Annotated in this window: 14 protein-coding genes; 13 read left to right on the top strand and 1 reads right to left on the bottom strand. The window is 64.1% G+C overall.

Translation table 11 applies throughout. The features are described 5' to 3' along the window. Nucleotides 1-13: 13 nt before the first annotated feature. From Q9451_RS16285 to Q9451_RS16245, 9 genes are all read left to right on the top strand, one after another. Nucleotides 14-3,811 (top strand): type VI secretion protein IcmF/TssM N-terminal domain-containing protein, encoded by a 3,798-nt coding sequence (locus Q9451_RS16285; protein ID WP_012272406.1) that lies wholly within the window; start codon nucleotides 14-16, stop codon nucleotides 3,809-3,811. Then, nucleotides 3,808-4,716, top strand: coding sequence for a type VI secretion system-associated protein TagF (tagF, locus tag Q9451_RS16280; RefSeq protein ID WP_012272407.1), 909 nt, complete (start codon nucleotides 3,808-3,810; stop codon nucleotides 4,714-4,716). Before Q9451_RS16285 ends, tagF begins: the two co-directional genes overlap by 4 nt. Beyond that, the gene (tssM, locus tag Q9451_RS16275; protein WP_012272408.1) at nucleotides 4,713-7,208 is read left to right on the top strand and encodes a type VI secretion system membrane subunit TssM; all 2,496 of its coding nucleotides are present in this window, start codon (nucleotides 4,713-4,715) and stop codon (nucleotides 7,206-7,208) included. The genes tagF and tssM overlap by 4 nt, the downstream gene beginning before the upstream one ends. 143 nt (nucleotides 7,209-7,351) lie before the next feature. Continuing rightward, nucleotides 7,352-7,870 (top strand): type VI secretion system tube protein Hcp, encoded by a 519-nt coding sequence (locus tag Q9451_RS16270; protein ID WP_012272409.1) that lies wholly within the window; start codon nucleotides 7,352-7,354, stop codon nucleotides 7,868-7,870. 84 nt (nucleotides 7,871-7,954) lie between these two features. Then, on the top strand, nucleotides 7,955-9,052 hold the full coding sequence (tssA, locus tag Q9451_RS16265; RefSeq protein ID WP_012272410.1) for a type VI secretion system protein TssA: 1,098 nt from the start codon (nucleotides 7,955-7,957) through the stop codon (nucleotides 9,050-9,052). Between the two features lie 114 nt (nucleotides 9,053-9,166). Then, nucleotides 9,167-11,683: an excinuclease ABC subunit UvrA gene (locus Q9451_RS16260; RefSeq protein ID WP_012272411.1), complete on the top strand. Its 2,517-nt coding sequence runs from the start codon at nucleotides 9,167-9,169 to the stop codon at nucleotides 11,681-11,683. A gap of 87 nt (nucleotides 11,684-11,770) precedes the next feature. Next, complete coding sequence (locus Q9451_RS16255) at nucleotides 11,771-12,277, top strand: sigma-70 family RNA polymerase sigma factor (RefSeq protein ID WP_012272412.1); 507 nt, start codon at nucleotides 11,771-11,773, stop codon at nucleotides 12,275-12,277. Further along, entirely contained in the window at nucleotides 12,277-13,239 is a 963-nt protein-coding gene (locus Q9451_RS16250; RefSeq protein ID WP_012272413.1) for a FecR domain-containing protein, read from the top strand. The genes Q9451_RS16255 and Q9451_RS16250 overlap by 1 nt, the downstream gene beginning before the upstream one ends. Nucleotides 13,240-13,340: 101 nt before the next feature. Continuing rightward, nucleotides 13,341-15,758, top strand: coding sequence for a TonB-dependent receptor (locus Q9451_RS16245; RefSeq protein WP_012272414.1), 2,418 nt, complete (start codon nucleotides 13,341-13,343; stop codon nucleotides 15,756-15,758). 116 nt (nucleotides 15,759-15,874) lie between these two features. On the opposite strand, the gene Q9451_RS16240 is transcribed toward Q9451_RS16245, so the two are convergent. After that, nucleotides 15,875-16,750, bottom strand: a complete 876-nt coding sequence (locus tag Q9451_RS16240; protein ID WP_012272415.1) for an AEC family transporter — start codon at nucleotides 16,748-16,750, stop codon at nucleotides 15,875-15,877. 426 nt (nucleotides 16,751-17,176) lie between these two features. On the opposite strand from Q9451_RS16240, the gene Q9451_RS16235 reads away from it, so the two are divergent. The 4 genes from Q9451_RS16235 to Q9451_RS16220 all read left to right on the top strand — a co-directional run bounded on the left by Q9451_RS16235 (nucleotide 17,177) and on the right by Q9451_RS16220 (nucleotide 21,109). Then, nucleotides 17,177-18,472 (top strand): MFS transporter, encoded by a 1,296-nt coding sequence (locus tag Q9451_RS16235; protein ID WP_012272416.1) that lies wholly within the window; start codon nucleotides 17,177-17,179, stop codon nucleotides 18,470-18,472. Between the two features lie 112 nt (nucleotides 18,473-18,584). After that, complete coding sequence (locus Q9451_RS16230; RefSeq protein ID WP_012272417.1) at nucleotides 18,585-18,893, top strand: hypothetical protein; 309 nt, start codon at nucleotides 18,585-18,587, stop codon at nucleotides 18,891-18,893. Between the two features lie 48 nt (nucleotides 18,894-18,941). Further along, nucleotides 18,942-19,493, top strand: a complete 552-nt coding sequence (locus Q9451_RS16225; RefSeq protein ID WP_012272418.1) for a YbhB/YbcL family Raf kinase inhibitor-like protein — start codon at nucleotides 18,942-18,944, stop codon at nucleotides 19,491-19,493. Between the two features lie 554 nt (nucleotides 19,494-20,047). Then, nucleotides 20,048-21,109 carry a 3-deoxy-7-phosphoheptulonate synthase gene (locus Q9451_RS16220; RefSeq protein ID WP_012272419.1) on the top strand — a complete coding sequence of 354 codons (1,062 nt, stop codon included), beginning with the start codon at nucleotides 20,048-20,050 and terminating at the stop codon, nucleotides 21,107-21,109. The last annotated feature ends 67 nt before the right edge of the window (nucleotides 21,110-21,176 follow it).

The raw sequence follows: 21,176 nt of genomic DNA, 5'->3' as shown, positions 1-21,176 counted from the left end.
GAGTCAGGAAGACATGAAAACATTACTGCGTCTGTTGAAGAGTTTCTGGGTGCTGCTGCCATTGCTGTGGCTGGCGAGCCTGTTGATTGGCTGGCTGGTCGCGCCGCTGGTGCCGTGGCTGCGTCATCACGTACCTGAAGCGCTGGCCATCATCAGTGCCTGCTTCCTGCTGGTGATCGTGCTGCGCCAGTACCAGCGCATCCGCGCCGAGCACAACCTGGAGAACCTGCTGCAAATCGAAGTCGACCGCTCGTGGAACGCCACGGGTGAGTTCCGAGACCAACAGGTATTGCGCGAGCGCCTGAAGCACGCCATCGCCATGCTGCGCACCGATCGCTCAGCCGGTGGCGGCGGCAAGGCGGCGCTGTCCGACCTGCCCTGGTACCTGGTGGTGGGCATGTCCGCTGCCGGCAAGACCTCGCTGCTGACCCATTCCGGTCTGTCGGCCAGCATCGCCACGGCCAACGACAGTGAAAGCGGTACCCAGCATTGTGACTGGTACTTCAGCCCCGACGCCGTAATGATCGACACCGCCGGGCGCTACTTGCGCGACGACCAGTCAGCCAGTGAGTTCTCGGCCTTCCTGCGCATGTTGCGCAAGCAACGCGGCAAGGCGGCGATCAATGGCTTGGTGCTGGTGGTCAGCCTGCCCGAGCTGCTGGCGGCCAACAGCGATGAGCGCAATGCCCTGGCGGCGCAGCTGGTGGCACGGGTAGAAGAATACGCCGAATGCCTCGACGCCAACCCGCCGGTCTACCTGATGCTGAGCAAGACCGACCAGTTACCGGGCTTCAGCCAGGCATTCGACGGCCTCGACCTGCATGAGCGCCAGCAACCGCTGGGCATGACCTTTGGCCTGTCGGAAATCCGCAACAGTGGCCTGCACGCCGTGCTGCAGACGCGCCTGAAGAACTTGCAGGGTCACGTTCGCCAGCACGTCGATGCGCAGATGATCGCCCTCGGCGCCGAGGCCGACAGTGCGCTGTTGAACTTCCCGCAGTACTTCGCCGCCCTCAGCGATGTACTCGAGCAATTCCTCGACCACTTCACGCGTGGCCATCGCGGCGGGACCCCGCTGCTGCTGCGTGGCCTGTACTTCACCAGTGCGCTGCAGACCGGGCAGCAGCTGGGACAAGTCTATGAAGACGTCATCGCCGACGAGTTCGCCTTGCAAGCGGCCTACGATGAGCCTGCCGAACGTGCTGGCAAGCCCGTGGGCAACCGCAGCTACTTCATCACCGACACCTTCCGCCAGGTGATATTCCCGGACCGCGACCTGACCTTGTACCAGTCACGCCTGGGCCGGCAGGCCACGTTCAGCCCGCTGTTACTGGGCCTGGCCGTTGCCACGGGTGTCCTGTTCATCGGCTGGCAGGCATTGTCGTTCATCAACAACCGGCAGTGGCTCGATGGCTTGCGCGGGCAACTGGCGCAGATCGAACATGCGCAGGATCGCGAGCAACTGCTGGCCGCAGGCAAGGGCCTGGAAGTGCTGCGCGGACAGATGGCGGTAGTCGAAGCCCATCGCCTGCAAGGCGTCCCCCTGCTGTTGGCTGCTGGCCTTTACCACGGTGAAGCAGTCCATCAGGTGAGCAGTGCCGCATACCTGGCGCAATTGCGCAGCCAGGCGCTTGAGCCGATCACCCGCAGCCTGCAAGTGCAGATGCGCGCGTTCAACACATTCGCCAACGGCATCAACCAGGAACTGGAGTTCACCCCAGCGCCGCTGCCTAAAAAACGCAACGGCAAGCCTCTCGCCCCTGCCTTGGCCGCCAAGGCCACAGCAGCCAACACCCGCCTGGGTGGCTACGCCGCCAAGGTCAACCTGGCCACCGCCAGCGATGCCGCCGAGCTGTCCGCCACCACCGGTGGCCTGTCGTTGTCCGAAGAAATGCTCGGCCGACTTGACGAACAGCAGGTGGCCTCGATCATCGACGCCTACAACACGCTCAAGATGTACCTGCTGCTGACCGAGCCCCAGATACATCCAGATCCGGCCTTCGTCGCTGCCAGCCTGCCCCAGGCCTGGACAGGTGCAGCCGCTGAAGGGGCCCCGGCCGACGCCGGGGTAATCGAAGAAAACGCACCGCTTTACGTGCAGTTGCTGGAGCAAGGCCAGGCGCCGGCACTGCCGCGCAACGAGCAACTTATCGACGAGACCCGGCAGAACCTCAAGGCATTCATGATCTCCAGCTCGCTGGTCGATCGTGAATACCTGCGCCTGCAACTTGAGTCGAGCCGCCAGTTCCCGACGTTGAGCCTCAACGACCTGGTGCCGCAACCGGGCCGTGCGCTGCTGTACGGGTCCGCTGGCGTGCCAGCAATCTACACGCGCCAGGGCTGGGACACCTTCGTCAAGCCCGAACTGATCAAGCTGGTGTCGGGCAACCTGCGCAACGAGTCGGACTGGGTGCTGGACGGTGAAGGCGGCGACGCGCTCGTGCAAAAAGCCAACTTCGTGCGCGAGTTCATGACCCGCTACAAGCGCGACTACACCCAGGCCTGGTACAAGATGGTCAGCAGCGTCGGTGTGCGCCACTTCACCGACCTGGCCTCGGCCACCGAGCAACTGGGCCTGCTCAGTGACGTGCAGAACTCGCCTGTGAAAAACCTGCTGGCGGCGGTCAATGACAACACCCAGTGGGACCTGCCGACCAAGCACGCGATCCCGGCCCCTGGCGCCGCCCGCGATGACGGTTTCTGGAGCAAGGTCACAGGCTTGTTCGACACCGAGAACGCCCTGCCCACCAGCGTCGCCCCGGCCCTGCCGGCGGTGGACGATGGCAGCCTGGCCAAACGTTTCGAGCCGGTGGCGCGAGTGTTTGCGCAAAACAACGCCGAAGGCGCCGACAGCACCATCATGGACCGCTACCTGGCCGCCTTGCGCAAGCTCAAGGTACGCATGAACAACATCCAGCGTTCGCAGGATGTGGGCAAAAGCAGCAAGCAGCTGATCAGCGAAACCTTGGAAGGCCAGCCAAGCGAAGTCACCACCGTACGCAACTATGTGGAGAGCAGCGTCGACACCAGCCAGGACGGCTTGTCCCGCTCACTGCAGGGGCTGTTCAGCCTGCCCATCCAATACGCCTGGGCGGCCCTGCGTGACCCGGCCGGCCAGCAGATCGCCAAGGCCTGGGCGCAACAGATTGCCAAACCGTGGGAACAGGTCATGGCGCACCGTTACCCGATTGCCGGCGGCAGCAACAATGAAGCGTCGGTGAAAGACCTGCAACGCTTCGTCGACCCGGACAGCGGCCTGCTGCCCGCCTTCAAACGTAACGAAATCGGCAACCTGGCCGGCGGTGAGGGCCTGGGTGTGGGCGACAGCAAGGGGCCAGCGCTGGTCAACCCTGGCATGCTCAACAGCATCGACAAGGCCAGCTCGGTGGGCCAGGTGATTGCCAGCCTGTCTGACCGTGACAACGGCTTCGAGATCATGCTGGAGCCGTCGGCCAACTTCACCGACATCGTGTTCACCCTCGACGGCCAGGAGCAGCACTACCGCAACGGCCGTAGCAGCTGGAACCGCTTCGCCTGGCCGGGCACCAGCAACGCACCTGGCGCACGCCTGGACGTAGTGACCCTGAGCGGTGCGCGGGTGACCGTGTTCGACTTCCCGGGGCGCTGGGGCTTGCTGCGTATGAACGAAAGCGCCCGCGTAGACGACCTGGATGGCATTCAGCAACGCTTCAGCTGGAACACCGCCAGTGGTCGCGTGAGCCTTGTGGTGCGCAACTTTGGCGGGGTCAAGCTGACCGACCTAGGTGACGTCAAGGCGCTGAGCGCCCTGAACGACAGGGGCGGCCAATGATCGGTTGTTTCGGCAAGCTACCGTCGAGCGCGGACTTCGTCAGCCTGCATGGCGCGGCGGAGGAAGTCTGCGAGTTCGACGCCTGGTTGCAGTCATCGCTGGCGGCCATGCGCCACTGCGATGACTGGCAGGCGTTGTTCGACGCGCTGCCGGTGTGTTTCTTCAACTACCGCGCACGCAACGGCAACTGGCTGCTGGGTGGCCTGCTCAGCTCGCGCGATGCCAGTCAACGGCGCTACCCGTTTTTCATCTTCCAGTTGCTCAAGGGTGAAGCAGGCACTGCACTGGTCAACCCGTACACCCTTGGCGAGCTGTTCAGCGCACAGATCAAGCCATTGCTGCACCAGGCCGTGCAAGGCGCTGGCAGCGCCAGCCTGTTCGAGCGGATCAAGGCCTTGCGCCCGCTACAGGGCCAGGACCTTGACCTGTTCCGCCGCGTGCACACCAAGTTTCTCCACGATTACAGCCTGACTGATGTCGCCCGAGCCCTACACGGTTCCTGGCCAAATTTCGACAGCGCCACCGCCCTGGCCCAGCTGCAGATCAGCCGGGCCGCGCTGCATGGCGATTTTGCAGGCGGTATCGAGTTGCCGCTGCCGGCCGAACGTGGCCTTAAAAACCCTACGGCCGACCTTTGGCTGACCTGGCTCACCCGCATGAGCCGGCAACCCGACGTGCCGGCGGTAAGCCTGCTGGTCGACGATTTCATGCACCCGCGGCTGTACTGCTTCCCGTCGCGCCACGCCAACAGCGCCTACCGCCTGCTCAGTGAATGCGCCGACACACATCAGCACCTGAAGCTGCTCAACCCGCTACCAGGCGCACCACGGCAGCACAATTACGACCGACCTCTTGAACACGTCATCGACCAGTTCGTCGATGCACTGGATGCGACGCCTGTATGAACAAGATCAAGTACTACTGCCTGCGCTACCAACCCTACCTGCTGGGTGTGGCATTCTTCCTGGCGATCTTCCTGGTCTGGGCCATCGGCCGTGCATTGGGCTTTGCCTCGCTGCACAGCTTGCTGGCGGGTATCGGTGCGTTTCTGCTGCTGTCGGCGGGCTATGTACTGTTGCTGTACCGCGGTGCTGGCCAGCACCACAACCTCGAAGGCCTGCTGCGCGACGACGCCGACCAGGCCGTACTCAGCGCCACCCCGGCCGACCGGGAAGAGGTCAGCCTGTTGCGCGAGCGCCTGCTGCAGAGCATCGAGCGCCTGCACAGCAACAAAGCGCGCGGCGCCTCGGCCAAGGACGCGCTGTATGCCCTGCCCTGGTACCTGGTGATCGGCCAGCCGGCCGCGGGCAAGAGCACGATGATTCTGCAGTCGGGCCTGAACTTCCCCTACGCCGAGCGCGAAGGCGCACGGGTCGCAGGCCTGGGCGGCACGCGCAACTGCGACTGGTTCTTCAGCTCCGAAGCGGTGCTGCTGGACACCGCCGGGCGCTACATGAACAGCCCCGAAGAAGCCGGCAAGTGGCGTGGCTTCTTGCAACTGCTGCGCCAGCACCGCCAGCGCCGCCCGCTCAACGGTTTGATCGTCAGCGTCAGCATCGCCGACATCCTGCATGGCTCGGCCGAGGACCAGGAGCGCGTGGCCAAACGCCTGCGCGAACGCATCCAGGAAAGCTGCGCACTGCTCGAAGTGCGCCTGCCCATCTATCTGGTCTTCACCAAGTGCGATCTGATCCCCGGTTTCACGCCGTTCTATCGCCAGCTGGACGACGCTGCGCGTGGTGAAGTGATGGGCAAAACCTTCTCGCACAAGGGTTACGAGCAGGCCGACTGGGGCCAGCGCTTTGGCAACGCGATGGACGAGCTGGCCAGTTACTGGCGACAGGTGGCTGGCCAACAACTGGTACACCAGGACATTCAGGTCACTCGGCAGAACAACGCGGCCTATCGCTTCCCGCTGGAGCTGGCCGCGCTCAAGCCGCGCCTGCAGCAATTCGTCGACAGCCTGTTGCGTGCCAACCCCTACCAGAATGCAGAGTTGCTGCGCGGGTTCTATTTCACCGCTGCGCTGCAAGCCGACGAGGCCCAGTGGGGCAGCCACGGCCAGCATGTGGCCGAACGCTTCGCACTCGAGCAGGTTGAAGGTTCTGGCACTGCCGGCAGCCAGCCAGCCCCCCTGTTCATCAACAGCCTGTTCCGCAAGGTCATCATTCCCGACCAGCACCTGGTGGCGCTGTACACCAGCAACCACCGCGAGCGCCGGCGCAAGGCCGGGTGGGTTGGCGCCGCCGGCCTGGCAGCGCTGGTGCTCTGCAGCCTGTGGGGCTGGTCGTACCTGAACAACCGCGCCACCCTAGCCAGCATTGCCGGCGAGCTGGCTCAGGCCAAGGCCGACGACCAGGCTGGCAGCGGCCAGTACACCGCCTGGAGAAGCCTTGACCGCTTGCGCTTCTGGGCCGCGCACTACTATCAGCAACACCACGAGCAGGGCGTGCCGCTTGGCATGCGCCTGGGCTTGTACCAGGGCCATGCGGTCGAGCCGCTGCTGCGCAGCCGCTACTTCGCCACGCTGCAGAACGTGATGCTCAAGCCCACGGCCGATAACCTGACCCGTACCCTGTACCTGTTGACCACGCTCAAGGTCTACCAACGCAACACCCGCGAGCTGCAGCCGGTAAGCGGCGTCGACAGCGTCGAGGCCGAGGCGCTGCCGCATGACAACCGCGCCCAGTCGATCGCCGACTTCGGCAAAGCGACCCTGGACACCTACGTGATGCTCTCGCAGGCAATGCGCGAGAAGGCTGACCCTGCGTTCCTCAAGGCGCACCTACCGGACTACTGGTACCCGGCCATCGCCCGCCACACCGGCAAGCGCATGGCCGCAGCCGGTAGCGACGCCAGCGGCGACCAGGACTACCTGTACGCCAGCCGCCAGATCACCTTCTACAGCGACCAGATCCGTGAGCCGGACGTGCCACGCATCCTCGACAACGCCTTCCTGATGTCCAGCTCACGCAACTACATCGACAGCCTGCGGGCCCAGTCGCTGCGCTCGATCGAGACCATCACGCTGGAATCCGACACCCTGTTCGCCTTTGGCCGCGCCGACTTCCAGAGCCTGAAGAACGAAGGCCAGAACCAACTGAGCGCGATTGCCAGCAAGCTGTTGAACACCCCGAACATCGGCAAGGTGGTCATCTCTGGCCACGCCGATCAGCTCGGCGACAGCCAGGGCAACCTGCAGGTTTCGAAGCAACGGGCGCAAACCATCCGCACCTACCTGGTCGGCAAGGGCGTGCCCGCCGAGCTGGTGGTCGCGCAAGGCGAAGGCAGCCGCAAACCACTGGTCAACTGCGACATGCAACAACCGCGGGCGCAATTGATCAAGTGCCTGGAGCCCAACCGCCGGGTGGAAATCGAAGTGCGTGGGCTGAACTGAGCCACGCCGCAAGAACCGGTCGCCCGGGCCTCACAGGAGGAGGCCCGGGTGGCGGCAAGCTACCTCTGCCGGTATGCCCGGCGAGGTCAAAACCAAGGGGCGCATGAGCAACCCTTTACACGTTGTTAATGGAGAGTTTCACAATGGCATTTGACGCGTATATCCAAATCGACGGCATCCCAGGCGAAGTACTGGATGAAAAACACAAGGACTGGATCGAAGTGCTGGGCTACGAGTACGGCGCCACCCAGGCAACCTCGGCTACCGCCAGCTCCTCGGGTGGTGCGTCTTCCGAGCGTGTTGCCCTGAGCGACTTCAAGATCCGCAAGGCCGTCGACAAGGCTTCGGCCAAGCTGTTCGAGCACTGCTGCACCGGCAAGCACATCGCCAAGCTGAAGCTGAACGTGAACCGCGCCGGTGGCGACAAGGTCACCTACCTGACCATCGACATGGAAGAAGTCGTGGTGTCGTCGGTCAAGTTCATCGCCGGTGGCAATCAAGGCGGTGAAGACAAGGCGGTCAGCGACCTGCCTGTAGAAGAAATCAGCTTCAACTTTGCCCGTATCAAGACCACCTACACCCAGCAGAACCGCACCGACGGCCAGGCCGGCGGCAACATCGTCGGTGGCTGGGACCGTACCGCGAACAAAGTGTTCGCCTAAGCCATGGGCCGCTTCGGCGGCCTGTACTGCGCGGCGTGCCAGGTTTTCTGGCACGCTGTTCATCAGCCATGTCCAGAGTGTTATATGCCTGAAATCCTCAATGACCTCTCGCTGGCCACACTGGCCGCACCCATCGAAGGTGGCAGTGGCGAAGACTTGAGCTTCTCTGCCTTGTTCGACCAGATCAAGGAAGCCCGCCGGGCGGACCCTGACTACCTGACCCAGGGCGACTGGCAAACCGACTTGAAGACTGCCGACTGGGAGCAGGTAATCAACCTGTCGGCTCAAGGGTTGGCGCAGCAAAGCAAAGACTTGATGCTGGTGGCCTGGCTCAGCGAGGGCCTGGCCCAGCGTGAGCACTTCGAAGGCATCACTTTTGGCCTAGAGCTGACCGAACAGCTTCTGGATACCTTCTGGGACACCCTGTTCCCAACGCTTGAAGACGGCCTGGACGAGCGCGCGGCGCGGCTGTCCTGGCTGAAGACCACGCTCACCGACATTGCCGGTGGCTTGCCCATTACCCAAGGGCAGCATTTTGGCGTGTTGCGCTATGACGAGTCACGCCACGTCGAAAACCTCGCCCTGCAGAACCCCAAGGCAATGCAGACAGCACTGAACGAAGGCAAGATCAACGCCGAGATTTTCCAGCGCTCGGTAGCGCTGAGCGACACTGATCACCTGCGTGCCAAGGCGCTGCAGATCGGCACCAGCCTGAATGCGTGCAAACGCCTGCAGGCCAGCGCCGACCGCCTGTTCGGCCACGAGGCGCCCAGCTTCGCCAGCCTTGCCGACATGCTGTCGCGCGCCAGCCAGCTGGCGGAGAAACTGCTCAAGGATCGCGGCGTCGAGCTGCACCCCGCAGCGGTGGCGGTAGCAGAACCCGAGGCCATCTTTGTCTCTACTGACGCAGCAGGTGAACCGATGAACACGCCCGTCCAGGCCTCTGCGCCTGCCCCTATGCGCACGACACCACTGACCCGCGACGAGGCTTTCACCATGCTTGCGGGCATCGCCCAGTTTTTCAAGCAAAGCGAGCCGCAGAGCCCGGTACCTTACTTGATCGAACGTGCGATCAAGTGGGGCAACATGCCGTTGGAGGGCTGGCTGAGCGATGTGATCAAAGACAGCAACGTGGTGGACAACATTCGTGATGTGCTAGGCACTCGCGAACCAAGGTCCTGATACTCGTTCGGGCCGACCCGGCCTCTTCGCGCACCGACTTGCCAGGGCGCAGGCCAGTACAGCCTCGGCAAATGCTGCTAACGTGAGCGCTCCAAACTGCCAAGGACCGCTCAGATGCCGCCACGCTCACCCTCTCCCACCGGTTTCGTCCGCGTCCGTGGCGCCCGCGAGCACAACCTGAAGAACATCGATGTCGATATCCCTCGCGACGCCTTGGTGGTGTTTACCGGCGTGTCCGGTTCGGGCAAGTCATCGCTGGCCTTCTCCACGCTTTATGCCGAGGCCCAGCGCCGCTATTTCGAATCGGTAGCGCCCTATGCCCGGCGCCTGATCGACCAGGTTGGCGTGCCCGACGTGGATGCCATCGACGGCCTGCCGCCGGCAGTGGCCCTGCAACAGCAACGTGGTACGCCAAGTGCCCGCTCTTCGGTGGGCAGCGTCACCACCCTGTCCAGCTCGATCCGCATGCTCTACTCGCGCGCGGGCCACTACCCGGCCGGGCAAGCAATGCTGTACGCCGAGGACTTTTCACCGAACACACCTCAGGGCGCCTGCCCGGAGTGCCACGGCATGGGCCGGGTTTACCAAGTGACCGAAGCGACCATGGTCCCCGACCCGTCGCTGACTATCCGCGAGCGGGCGGTGGCCGCGTGGCCGATGGCCTGGCAGGGGCAGAACCAGCGCGACATCCTGGTGACGCTGGGCTATGACGTGGACATTCCCTGGCGCGACCTGCCCCAGGCGCAACGCGACTGGATCCTGTTCACCGAAGAAACGCCTACCGCGCCCGTGTATGCCGGCTTGACCCCAGCGCAGACCCGCGACGCACTCAAGCGCAAACTGGAGCCCAGCTACCAAGGCACGTTCATGGGTGCACGGCGTTACGTGCTGCATACGTTCATGCACTCGCAAAGCGCGCAGATGCGCAAGCGCGTGGCTCAGTACATGCGCCCCAGCCCCTGCCCGCTGTGCCAGGGCAAGCGCCTGAAGCGCGACGCGCTGGGCGTGACCTTCGCCGGCCTGGACATCGCCGAGCTGTCGCACCTGCCGTTGCAGGCGCTGGCCGAAGTGTTGCGCAAGGTGGCGGCGGCAGACTACCTGACACTGCAGCAGGATGAGCTGACGCTGGAAAAGCGCCTGGCCGCCCAACGCATCGCCAACGAACTGCTGGAGCGTATCGACACATTGCTCGGCCTGGGCCTTGGTTACCTGGCACTTGAGCGCAGCACCCCGACGTTGTCCTCCGGCGAGCTGCAACGCCTGCGCCTGGCTACCCAGCTGAATTCACAGTTGTTCGGCGTGATCTACGTGCTCGACGAGCCATCGGCCGGTTTGCACCCAGCCGACAGCGAAGCGCTGTTCGAAGCCTTGCAACGCCTGAAGCATGCAGGCAACTCGGTGTATGTGGTGGAGCACGACCTGGATACCATGCGCCGCGCCGACTGGCTGGTGGATGTAGGGCCGGCTGCCGGCGAGCATGGCGGTACCATTCTTTACAGCGGGCCGCCTGCGGGCCTGGCCGAGGTCGAGCAGTCATGCACCCGTGCCTACCTGTTCAGCGCCCCGCCCCAGACCAAACGCGCCCCCCGTCAGCCCTGCGACTGGCTGAAGCTTGAAGGCATCACGCGCAACAACCTCGATAACCTCAGCGCTGCCTTCCCGCTGGGCTGCTTCACCGCCGTTACCGGTGTTTCCGGTTCTGGCAAGTCCAGCCTGGTCAGCCAGGCCCTGCTGGAACTGGTAGGGGCACACCTGGGTCATGCCGAGCAACGTGGCGAGCCCGAAGAACACAGCCTGGAAGACGAACCTGATCAGGCCAGTAGCGGCCAGGTGAGTGCGGGGCTTGGCAGCATCAAGCGCCTGGTGCAGGTCGACCAGAAGCCAATCGGCCGCACACCGCGCTCCAACCTGGCCACCTATACCGGCCTGTTCGACCATGTACGCAAGCTGTTCGCCGCCACCGAGCAGGCCAAGGCGCAGGGTTTCGACGCTGGGCGTTTTTCTTTCAACGTTGCCAAGGGCCGCTGCGCCAACTGCGAGGGTGAAGGTTTCGTCAGCGTCGAGTTGCTGTTCATGCCCAGTGTCTACGCGCCCTGCCCAACCTGCCATGGCGCCCGCTACAACCCCGAAACCCTGGCGGTGAGTTGGCAAGGCATGAACATCGCGCAAGTGCTGCAGATGACCGTCGACCAAGCCCTGCAGGTATTTGCCGAACAGCCACCGGTGCGACGTTGCCTGCAAGTGCTGCAGGATATCGGCCTGGGCTACCTGCGCCTGGGCCAACCGGCCACCGAGCTGTCCGGTGGCGAGGCGCAGCGGATCAAGCTGGCTACCGAACTGCAACGCATCGCCCGCGGGGCAACGCTGTATGTGCTGGATGAGCCCACCAACGGTTTGCACCCGCAGGACATCGACCGGCTGCTGGTGCAGTTGAACCGCCTGGTCGAGGGCGGGCACAGCGTGGTAGTGGTCGAGCACGACATGCGTGTGGTGGCGCAAAGCGACTGGGTGATCGATATTGGGCCGGGAGCTGGCGATGCCGGGGGCAAGGTGGTGGTCAACGGCATCCCGCAAGTCGTGGCTGGCTGTAGCGAAAGCCGTACAGCGGCGTTTCTGGCCAAAGCCTTGTAGTGCCTGCGCATTGCCAGGCTCCGTGGATGGCGCTTAGAATGCGATCAATTCTTAATTGCACCCTTCGCCCGGAGCCTCGCGCCCGTCATGCCGCCCGCCGACCCTACCCTGAACCTGCAAGTCCAGACGCTGTACACCGAGCACCATGGCTGGCTGCAGGGCTGGCTGGGGCGAAAACTGGGCAATGCCTGCGATGCCGCCGACCTGGCTCATGACACGTTCGTGCGCCTGCTCAGCCGGCAGGGCAACAGCTTTTTCGGCAATGAACCCCGGGCCTTGCTGACCCACATCGCAAAGGGCCTGGTGATCGACCGCTGGCGCCGCCAGGAAGTCGAGCGCGCCTACCTGGAAGCCATCGCACACTTGCCGCAACCCGAGGTGCCCTCGCCGGAAACGCGCTGGCTGATCCTCGAAACCCTGTACCGCATCGACGCCATGCTGCGCGACATGCCGGCCCGTGTACGTCAGGTGTTCCTGCTGTCGCAGCTGGACGGGCTGACCTACGCACAAATTGCAGAACAGCTGCAGGTTTCGCTGATCACCATCAAGCGCGACATGCGCACGGCTTTCCTTGCCTGCCTGAGCATCGACTGATGGTGCAGCGCATCGACCCACTGATCCTTGGCGAAGCCGCTGACTGGCTGGTGCAGCTGCAGTCGGGCAACGCCACCGAGGACGATCGCCGTGCGGTCCAGGCCTGGTGCCAACGCAGCGCCCAGCACGCCCAGGCGTGGCAGCGTGCCGAGGCCATCCTCGGTGATTTCCGCCGCCTGCCCACCCCGGTTACCGGTGAAACCCTGCGCCGCCTGAGCCGCAACGGGGCGGTAAGCCGTCGCCAGGCCCTGCAGCGCCTGGGGCTGTGGCTGCTGGCAGCACCCACGGCCTGGCTGGCCTGGCGTGAAACGCCTTGGCAGCAATGGACCGCCGATGCGCGCACCGCGGTCGGCGAGCAACGCGCATTGACACTTGCCGACGGTAGCCAGGTGCTGCTGAACACCGACACAGCCATCGATATCACCTTCGACGCCCAACAGCGCCGCATCGACCTGCTGGCGGGCGAGATTCTGCTCACCAGCGCCAAGGACCCTGCCACCCTGGCGCGGCCGCTGCTAGTGCGCACCCTGCATGGTCAGGCGACTGCGCTGGGCACACGCTTCAGCGTGCGTATCGATGGCGCGCTGACCCGCGTGGCCGTACTTGAAGGCGAAGTGGCTACACGCCCGCTGCATGCCGCAAGCCTGTTGCTCAAGGCTGGCGAGCGCACCGCTTTCGATGCCGACCGAGTACTGCCCGCCTCAGCGCTGGAAACCGGTGACCTGGCCTGGGAGCACGGCATGCTGCTGGCGCGCGACATGCGCCTGGCCGACCTGTTGCTGGAGTTAGGTCGCTATCGCCCAGGCGTGCTGCGCTGCCACCCGGCAGTGCGCGAGCTGAAGGTATCGGGCGCCTTTCCACTGGCAGACACCGACGCCAGCTTGCGGCTGCTGGGTGACACCCTACCCGTATCAATCCAGGGTTTGACCCGTTACTGGGTGACGGTGGAGCCCCTAAGCTGACACGCCCCTACAGGGACCGCGAAAAAGTCAGTGATACCTTTACCTGCGTCGTCCGGTGATGAGTGCAGAACCTTCATTTTCTGCACCCACAGGATGCTTGCATGACGCCCCGCCAGCCGTACCGCCTGCCCTTCAAGGCACTGAGCCTTGCCATCGCCATGGCCGCCCTGGCCCCCACGGCGATGGCCGCCGACACCACCCCGCGCACCTATCACCTGGCCGCTGGCCCACTGGCCGACGTGCTGGCGCGCTTCGCCGCCAGCGCCGGAGTACCATTGTCGTTCGACCCGGCCCTGCTCAACGGCCTACAAAGCCAGGGCCTGCAGGGTAACTACAGCGTCCCGGAAGGTTTCACCCGCCTGCTGGCCGGCAGTGGCTACAGCCTGATCACCACCGACAGCGGCGGTTATACCCTGGCGCCGACGGTCGACCTGGGCAATGCCCTGGAACTGGGTGCGACCACCATCAACAGCGACCTGGCCGCCAGCAGCGACACCTGGCAAGGTGGCCAGGTAGCCCGCAGCGCGCGCCTGGGCGTGCTCGGCGACCAGGCCATCAGCGACGTGCCGTTCAGCGTTACCAGCTACACCGCCAAGACCATCGCCGACCAGCAGGCCCGCACCCTGGGTGACGTGTTGCTCAATGACGCGTCGGTGCGCCAGTCGGCGGGCTTCGGCAACTTCTCGCAAGTGTTCACCATTCGCGGTTTGCCGCTGAACACCGACGACATCAGCTACAACGGCCTTTACGGCGTACTGCCGCGGCAGATCGTGACCACCGAAGCGCTCGAGCGAGTCGAGGTGTTCAAAGGGTCCAGTGCCTTCCTCAATGGGGTCGCACCCCAAGGCAGCGGCATTGGGGGTGCAATCAACCTGGTGCCCAAGCGCGCCGAAGATACCCCCACACGGCACGTTACCCTCGACTATGCCACTGGCGACAACATTGGCGGCCATCTCGACCTGGGCACGCGGTTTGGTGAGGACAATCGTTTCGGCGCCCGCATCAACCTGGCCCAGCATGACGGCGGCACTGGCGTGGACGACGAAGCCCAGCATTCCACCCTGGTTGCCGTGGCCCTTGATTACCGTGGCGAGCGGCTGCGCTTGTCCACCGATCTGGGCTACCAGAAGGAACGCATCAACCAGGGCCGCGCGGTGATCTACCCCACCGGCAGCAAGGTGCCCCACGCGCCTTCAGCGCGTGACAACTATTCGCAAGCCTGGAGCTGGTCGCAGCTGGAAGACACCTACGGCATGCTCAACGCCGAGTACGACCTGAACGACAACTGGATGCTGTATGCCGGCGCCGGCGCCAAGCACACGCGTGAGAACGGCGAATACTCCTCGCTGTACGTCAGCGACGCGAACGGCACCGCGCGCGGAGGTTTTCTGTATTCGCCCCACGACGAGGACAACAAAAGCGCCGTCGCCGGGCTCAATGGCCGCTTTGCCACCGGCCCGGTCAGCCACCGGGTCAATTTCGGCCTGTCAGGCATGTGGGGTGAACAGCGTTCGGCCTACGAGGCACTGGCTGCCAGCAAGCGTTATGACAGCAACCTGTACAACCCGGTGAAAGTGCCGCGCCCCACCGACACCTACTTTGGCAGCGACCTGCACGACCCGCGCATCGTCGGCAAAAACCGCAACAAGAGCGTCGCATTGTCCGACACCCTGGGTTTTCTTGATGACCGCGTCCTGTTGACCGTGGGTGTGCGCCGGCAATCGATCAGCGTCGACAGCTGGGCGACCGCCACGGGGGTGCGCAACACGCCGTACGACGAGTCGATCACCACACCGGTGTATGGCTTGGTGATCAAGCCTTGGGAGCATGTGTCGTTCTATGCCAACCGCATCGAGGGCTTGGCCCAGGGCCCGACGGCACCGTCGAGTGTCAGCAATGCCAACGAGGTGTTCCCGCCCAAGCGCAGCAAGCAGGTCGAGGCTGGGGTGAAACTGGACTGGAACAGTTTTGGCGCCACCTTGGGCGTGTACCGCATCGAACAGCCCAACAGCGTCACCTACCGCGCTCCGGGCGCTGCGCTGGACACATTCAGCATGGACGGCGAGCAGGTCAACAAAGGCGTGGAACTGAACCTGTTTGGTGAGCCCGTCGACGGCTTGCGCCTGCTGACAGGCGCGGTATTCATGCACACCGAGCAGAAGCACACGGCCTATGGCAGCAACGACGGCAACCGCGCCGCTGGCGTGCCACGCTTCCAGTACAACCTGGGTGCCGACTGGGACGTGCCTGGCATTCAAGGCGCCGCGCTCAGTGCCCGCTTGCTGCGCACGGGTGGCCAGTATGTGAATGCGGCCAACAGCCTGAGCATTCCGGCCTGGACCCGAGTGGACCTGGGCGCACGCTACCGTTTCAAGGTCGATGACAAGCACGTGACATTGCGCGCCAACGTGGAGAACGTGGCGAACAAGGCGTACTGGGCTTCGGCGTCGACTTCCAACAACTACTTGACCCAAGGTACGCCGAGAGTGCTGCGATTGTCGGCCAGTGTAGACTTCTGAGCCATTCGCGGCACAGGGCTGTTCCTACAGCGACGGCATCGCCTGCAAATGCGAGGCAGTGCGTGTAGGAGCAGCTTTGTGCTGCGAAAGGGCCGGAAGATGTCGTGGCCACTGCCCTACATCCACCAGGCCAACACCACCGGCAACCAGGCAAACGACAGCACTGTCGAGCACATCACCAGGTTTGCCACCTGCTCCGGCTCACGGTTGGCCCGTACCGCCATCAGGTAGTTGAACACGGCTACCGGCATCGCCGACTGCACCACCAGCACTGCACGCTCCAGGCTCTCCATACCCAGCGCTGCGCCCACCGCCCAGCCCACCCCGGCCCCCAGGCCAATGCGCAAACCACCCAGCAGCATGCCACTGCCAACATGGCGCAGGCGAATGCTGGCCAGCGATACCCCGAGGGTCAGCAGCATCAGCGGAATGGTCATGCCACCCAGCAAGTCCGCGGTATTGGCCAGCCAGCGCGGCAGCTCGAAGTCCAGAAATATGATCGGCATGGCACCGGCCAGGCTGATCACGATGGGGTTGCGCAGCAAAGCCTTGAGCGAAGCGGCAGTGCCGGAAATGGCCATACCAATGGTGAACTGCACGATCGAGAGGGTGAGAAAGAACGCCACGGCCAGGGCCAGGCCATGTTCACCAAAGGCGTACAGGCTGATCGGCAGCCCCATGTTGCCGGTGTTGGGGAACATGAACGCCGGCAGCAGTACCCGCCAGTGCATCCCCGAAATGCGGCACACCAGCAAAGCGGCCATGGCCATGCCCAGGGTGCACAGCAGACAGGCCATGGCCATGCTGGTGAAGGCGGCGGGGTCCAGCTCGGTGCGGCTGAGGGTGGACAGTACCAATGACGGTGTGCCAACGGTCATCACCACCCGAGCGATGAACTCGGTGGGGTAGTCCAGGCCCTTGCGGGCCCAGATATAGCCGATGCCGGCGACGATGAATACCGGGGCCAGGACTGCAAACAACGACGCGAACATGGGGGCCTTCCTTGGTGTGGGTTCAGCATTATGCAGCAGTCTGCAAGATTGCCCAGATAACCTCACCCCTGTCGGAGCAGCCCTCAAGATTGTCTGTAAAAGACGCTTTCATGTCGCCCACAGACTGCGGCGTCTCGTCGCATACCGTTGCCCCTTGGGCAAAAGCTTCCAAGCCCGTAGAATCCCGCTTCCTTTTCGCCCGTCGCCTTGAACGGTGGCAACCAGCAGCAAAGACAGAGTCAGCGCCTGAACACATGAACGCACATGTGAAATAGGCTCAACCCTCCCCGCCCGGCCCCTTCCCAAAAGGCCCAGCGGTTGAGTCTTGCCCAGGTCGCATCCGTGTCGCCACTCGCCCCTTGTTGGGCCGAGCCGGTGTGCGCGTCCGAGAAGGCGCTCATTCCGCTCATCCAACTAGAGGTACGTATGTCTCCGCGTTTGCTGGCCATGGCGCTGGCGCCCCTGCTCGGGCTGTTCATCATCGCCCTGGGCAACGGCTTCATGTCTTCCCTGACCACCCTGCGCCTGGGCGCTGCCGGTGAGTCCGCCACCACCATTGGTATCGTCTCGTCGACTTACTTCATCGGCCTGACCCTTGGTGCCATCTTCAACGACCGGCTGATCCTGCGCATCGGCCACATCCGCGCCTATACCAGCTTCGCCTCGCTGATCGCCGTGACCATCCTGCTGCAGGGGCTGTTCTATGACGTCACCTGGTGGTCTGTGCTGCGCCTGATCAATGGCTGGGCGGCCGTCGGCGTGTTCCTGGTGATCGAAAGCTGGCTGCTGCTGGCCGGTGACGCGAAAATCCGTGGTCGCTTGCTGGCGCTGTACATGATCGCCTTCTATGGTGCCGGGGTAATCGCCCAGGCCGGCCTTGGCGAAATTACCCAGTTGGGCGAAACCGCACCCTTCATGCTGGCTGGCGTGCTGGCCGCCCTGTCGGTGCTGCCAATCGTGATCCTGCCGCGGGTGTCGCCGCTGTTGGACCAGGTCGAACCCCTCAAGCCCCGCCAATTGCTGGGTGTGGCGCCGTCGGGCCTGGTCGGTTGCTTTGGCTCGGGCGTGGCCATTGCCGGTATTTATGCGCTGCTGCCGCTGTACCTGCAACGCATCGGCCTGGAGGTAGGGGAAGTTGGCAACATGATGGCCTGGGTGATCCTGGGTGCCATGCTGCTGCAATACCCGGTCGGGCGCTGGTCCGACCGCAAGGACCGCCAAGATGTGCTGATTGCCCTGGCTGCGCTGTGCGTGGTGCTGTCGCTGATCACGGTGTTCCTGCCGTCGGACTCGTTCCTGCTGCCGGCCATGCTGTTCCTGCTCGGTGGCGGCGTGTTCACCCTGTACCCGGTGGCGGTCAGCCACGCGGCCGACCGCGCGCCTTCCGATGCGCTGGTACCGATGATTCAGGGCCTGCTGCTGATCAACTCGCTGGGTTCGGCCATGGCGCCGGTGGCCATTTCGCCGATGATGAGCGAATTTGGCGAGGCCGGGCTGTTCTGGGCCTTTGCCGTGGTCAACCTGGCCATGGTGTGCTTCTTCATGTGGCGCCGTGGCAAGCGCCCGGCCGCGGAGCACCCAGCCCCGTTCACCGCTTCGACGACCTTCTCGCCAACCGGCGCCGAGCTGAGGGTGACCGAAGACCTGATGCATGCGGCCCAGGAGCATCCGCCGCTGGAGCCAGTGGAGCCCGTGCAGGCTGCCCGTAGCGAAACGCACTGACCCCAGGGGCCGCACAGCGGCCCCTCCCCTGCGACCACTCGTCGCCCAGAAGGCACCCCTCCTCACACCCCCAGCCAAACGAATGACAGATCATCCGCAAAGGAGACGTCCCATGATCCGCATTCGCCCGCTCTCCCTGTGCCTGGCGCTGGCCCTGACCAGCCTCGCCGGCACTACGTTCGCCGCCACCGATACCCATACCGACAGCCGCCCGCAAACCGACCAGTCTGGCGGCAAGACCGCCGGTGATGACAGCAGCGTCAACAGCCCCGGCAGTGGCAAAAGCAACGACAGCAGCGACACCGGCAGCAATACCGATGCCGCCGACGGCGCCAGCGGCGGTTCCAACAGCACTGGCGAAGCCACGGGCTCCGGCGCCGGGTACAGCGGTGGCACCGCCGAGGACCAGGACAGCCACTGACGCGGGCCTGGGCTACACTGCGCTCCAACGCCCTGCCAAGGAGTTGCCATGAACCTCAAACCCTGGCTGCTCGCCGCCCTGATGCCTTGCGCGGCCTTGGCTAACAGCAGCAACCAAGGCGCACTGTCGATCAGCTCCTCGTCGTTCACCGATGGTGGCGTGATTGCGTTGCAGCAGGTTGGCCTGGACCCGGCCTGCGGTGCCGGCGAGGAGCGCACCCCGCAACTGAGCTGGGACAACCTGCCCGAAGGCACCCAATCGCTGGCCCTGATCATGTTCGACCCAGACGGCGGCAAGGGTGTCGGCGTAGTGCACTGGGTTGCCTACAACATCGACCCCGAACAGGATGGGCTCAAGGAAGGTATGGCCGGGCTGAGCGGGCAGTACCTGACCGTGGGCCGAAACTCGAGGGGCACCCGCAGCTACCGTGGCCCCTGCCCACCCGCCGGCGACAACCCGCACCACTATGCATTGACCCTGATCGCCACCGACCTGCCGTTAGGTACATTGCCCGAAGACCTGGACCGCAACGGCCTGCTGGAGCTGCTGCAAGGCCACGCACTGGGGGCGCAGAGCCTGGTCGGGCGCTACGGCCATTGAACCATTCAGTACAAAAATAAATGATCAGCTCCATAGCATTTATCCATTGAATGGCCCGCACCAACTGAAGTAAGCTCGGGGTCATTCACTGGAGAGCAACATGCCGAAACACACCCGCAACCACGCCAACCACACCGGTCGCAGCCTGCGCCCTGTGCTGGCCGTTGCCGGCTGCGTGGCACCTGCCAGCTATTACTTTGGGTATTGGTTTAGCCACTAGGCGCCGATACCCACACGGCGCCCACCTTCGAGGGGCCGCCGAACATGAGAATACTCAAACCCCCGGTCGGCTCCCCGACCGGGGGTTTTGCTTTTCAGGCCTTTGAACAACACCGATTCACATTGAGGACAGATTCATGAACTACGCCACTTACTACTACGCAAACACCTATGCCTGGCGATTTAGCCAATCCCGTTCGGGCCAGCCTGCCGCCTCCGATCGGTCCTCTACAGGTGGCAATGCAGCAGCCAATACGAATTCAACGATCTGTCGAACACCTCGATAGGGCCGACCACGCGGGCTTGAACCCGCCGTCCGCCCAGGGAAAAACGCCATGCAAGCTTCCAACCTCGCCCTGCCTCTGACCCAGCCGCAAGCGGCCAACACCACCGTCAGCAAACGCCTGCCCAGCCCGCACCTGCTCAAGCAGCAGATGCCACTGCCCAGCGAACTGGCCCAGCAAGTCCAGGCCCATCGCCAGGCTATCCGCAACATCCTCGAAGGCCGCGATCAGCGCCTGCTGGTCATCGTCGGCCCCTGCTCGATTCACGACCCTCGCTCAGCCCTGGAATACGCCGACCGCCTGGCCGCCCTCAGCCGCGAAGTCGATGACAAGCTGCTGCTGGTGATGCGCGCCTACGTCGAAAAACCGCGTACCACAGTGGGTTGGAAAGGCCTGGCCTACGACCCGCACCTGGATGGCAGCGACGACATGCACTCGGGGCTTGCCTTGTCCCGTGGGCTGATGCTGAGCATGATCGAGCGCGGCCTGCCCATCGCCACCGAGCTGTTGCAACCGATGGCCGCCGGCTACTTCGATGACCTGCTGGCCTGGGCCGCGATTGGCGCACGCACCACCGAATCGCAAATCCACCGCGAAATGGTCAGTGGCCTGGAGCTGCCGGTGGGCTTCAAGAACGGCACCGACGGCGGTATTGCCATCGCCAGCGACGCCATGCGCAGCGCTGCCCACTCGCACCGCCACTTCGGCATGGATGCGCAGGGCCACCCGGCAATCATCGATACCCTGGGCAACCCGGACACACACCTGGTACTGCGTGGCGGCCACAAAGGCCCGAACTACGATGGCGACAGTATCGCCATGGCCCGCCAGGCATTGGCCAAAGCCGGCCTGCAGGCACGGATCATGGTCGATTGCAGCCACGCCAACAGCGGCAAGGACCCGGCGCGCCAGCCGGCCGTCTTCAATGATGTTTTGGCGCAGCGTCTGGCCGGCGACCGTTCGCTGGTCGGCGTGATGATCGAGGGGCACCTGTTCGAGGGTTGCCAGGCGCTGGGCAAGGGCGCACTGAAATACGGCGTGTCGATTACCGATGGCTGCCTGGGCTGGGCCTCGACCGAATCCCTGTTGCGCGAGGCGGCACAAAAACTCTAGGCCGATGGTTGCAAGCCTGGCGAGACATACCCCAAGCAAGTGCGCTAGGCTTGCCTTTTACCCCAAG

It is taken from the genome of Pseudomonas sp. NY8896 (assembly GCF_039634505.1).
The sequence above is the reverse complement of the archived record's forward strand: the minus strand, read 5'-3'. Positions and strand labels throughout refer to the sequence as shown.

What these genes read in the sequence shown, in the direction of transcription:
- Q9451_RS16285 (WP_012272406.1), top strand. Translation starts at nt 14, where the DNA reads ATGAAAACATTACTGCGTCTGTTGAAGAGTTTCTGGGTGCTGCTGCCA.
- tagF (WP_012272407.1), top strand. Translation starts at nt 3,808, where the DNA reads ATGATCGGTTGTTTCGGCAAGCTACCGTCGAGCGCGGACTTCGTCAGC.
- tssM (WP_012272408.1), top strand. Translation starts at nt 4,713, where the DNA reads ATGAACAAGATCAAGTACTACTGCCTGCGCTACCAACCCTACCTGCTG.
- Q9451_RS16270 (WP_012272409.1), top strand. Translation starts at nt 7,352, where the DNA reads ATGGCATTTGACGCGTATATCCAAATCGACGGCATCCCAGGCGAAGTA.
- tssA (WP_012272410.1), top strand. Translation starts at nt 7,955, where the DNA reads ATGCCTGAAATCCTCAATGACCTCTCGCTGGCCACACTGGCCGCACCC.
- Q9451_RS16260 (WP_012272411.1), top strand. Translation starts at nt 9,167, where the DNA reads ATGCCGCCACGCTCACCCTCTCCCACCGGTTTCGTCCGCGTCCGTGGC.
- Q9451_RS16255 (WP_012272412.1), top strand. Translation starts at nt 11,771, where the DNA reads ATGCCGCCCGCCGACCCTACCCTGAACCTGCAAGTCCAGACGCTGTAC.
- Q9451_RS16250 (WP_012272413.1), top strand. Translation starts at nt 12,277, where the DNA reads ATGGTGCAGCGCATCGACCCACTGATCCTTGGCGAAGCCGCTGACTGG.
- Q9451_RS16245 (WP_012272414.1), top strand. Translation starts at nt 13,341, where the DNA reads ATGACGCCCCGCCAGCCGTACCGCCTGCCCTTCAAGGCACTGAGCCTT.
- Q9451_RS16240 (WP_012272415.1), bottom strand. Translation starts at nt 16,750, where the DNA reads ATGTTCGCGTCGTTGTTTGCAGTCCTGGCCCCGGTATTCATCGTCGCC.
- Q9451_RS16235 (WP_012272416.1), top strand. Translation starts at nt 17,177, where the DNA reads ATGTCTCCGCGTTTGCTGGCCATGGCGCTGGCGCCCCTGCTCGGGCTG.
- Q9451_RS16230 (WP_012272417.1), top strand. Translation starts at nt 18,585, where the DNA reads ATGATCCGCATTCGCCCGCTCTCCCTGTGCCTGGCGCTGGCCCTGACC.
- Q9451_RS16225 (WP_012272418.1), top strand. Translation starts at nt 18,942, where the DNA reads ATGAACCTCAAACCCTGGCTGCTCGCCGCCCTGATGCCTTGCGCGGCC.
- Q9451_RS16220 (WP_012272419.1), top strand. Translation starts at nt 20,048, where the DNA reads ATGCAAGCTTCCAACCTCGCCCTGCCTCTGACCCAGCCGCAAGCGGCC.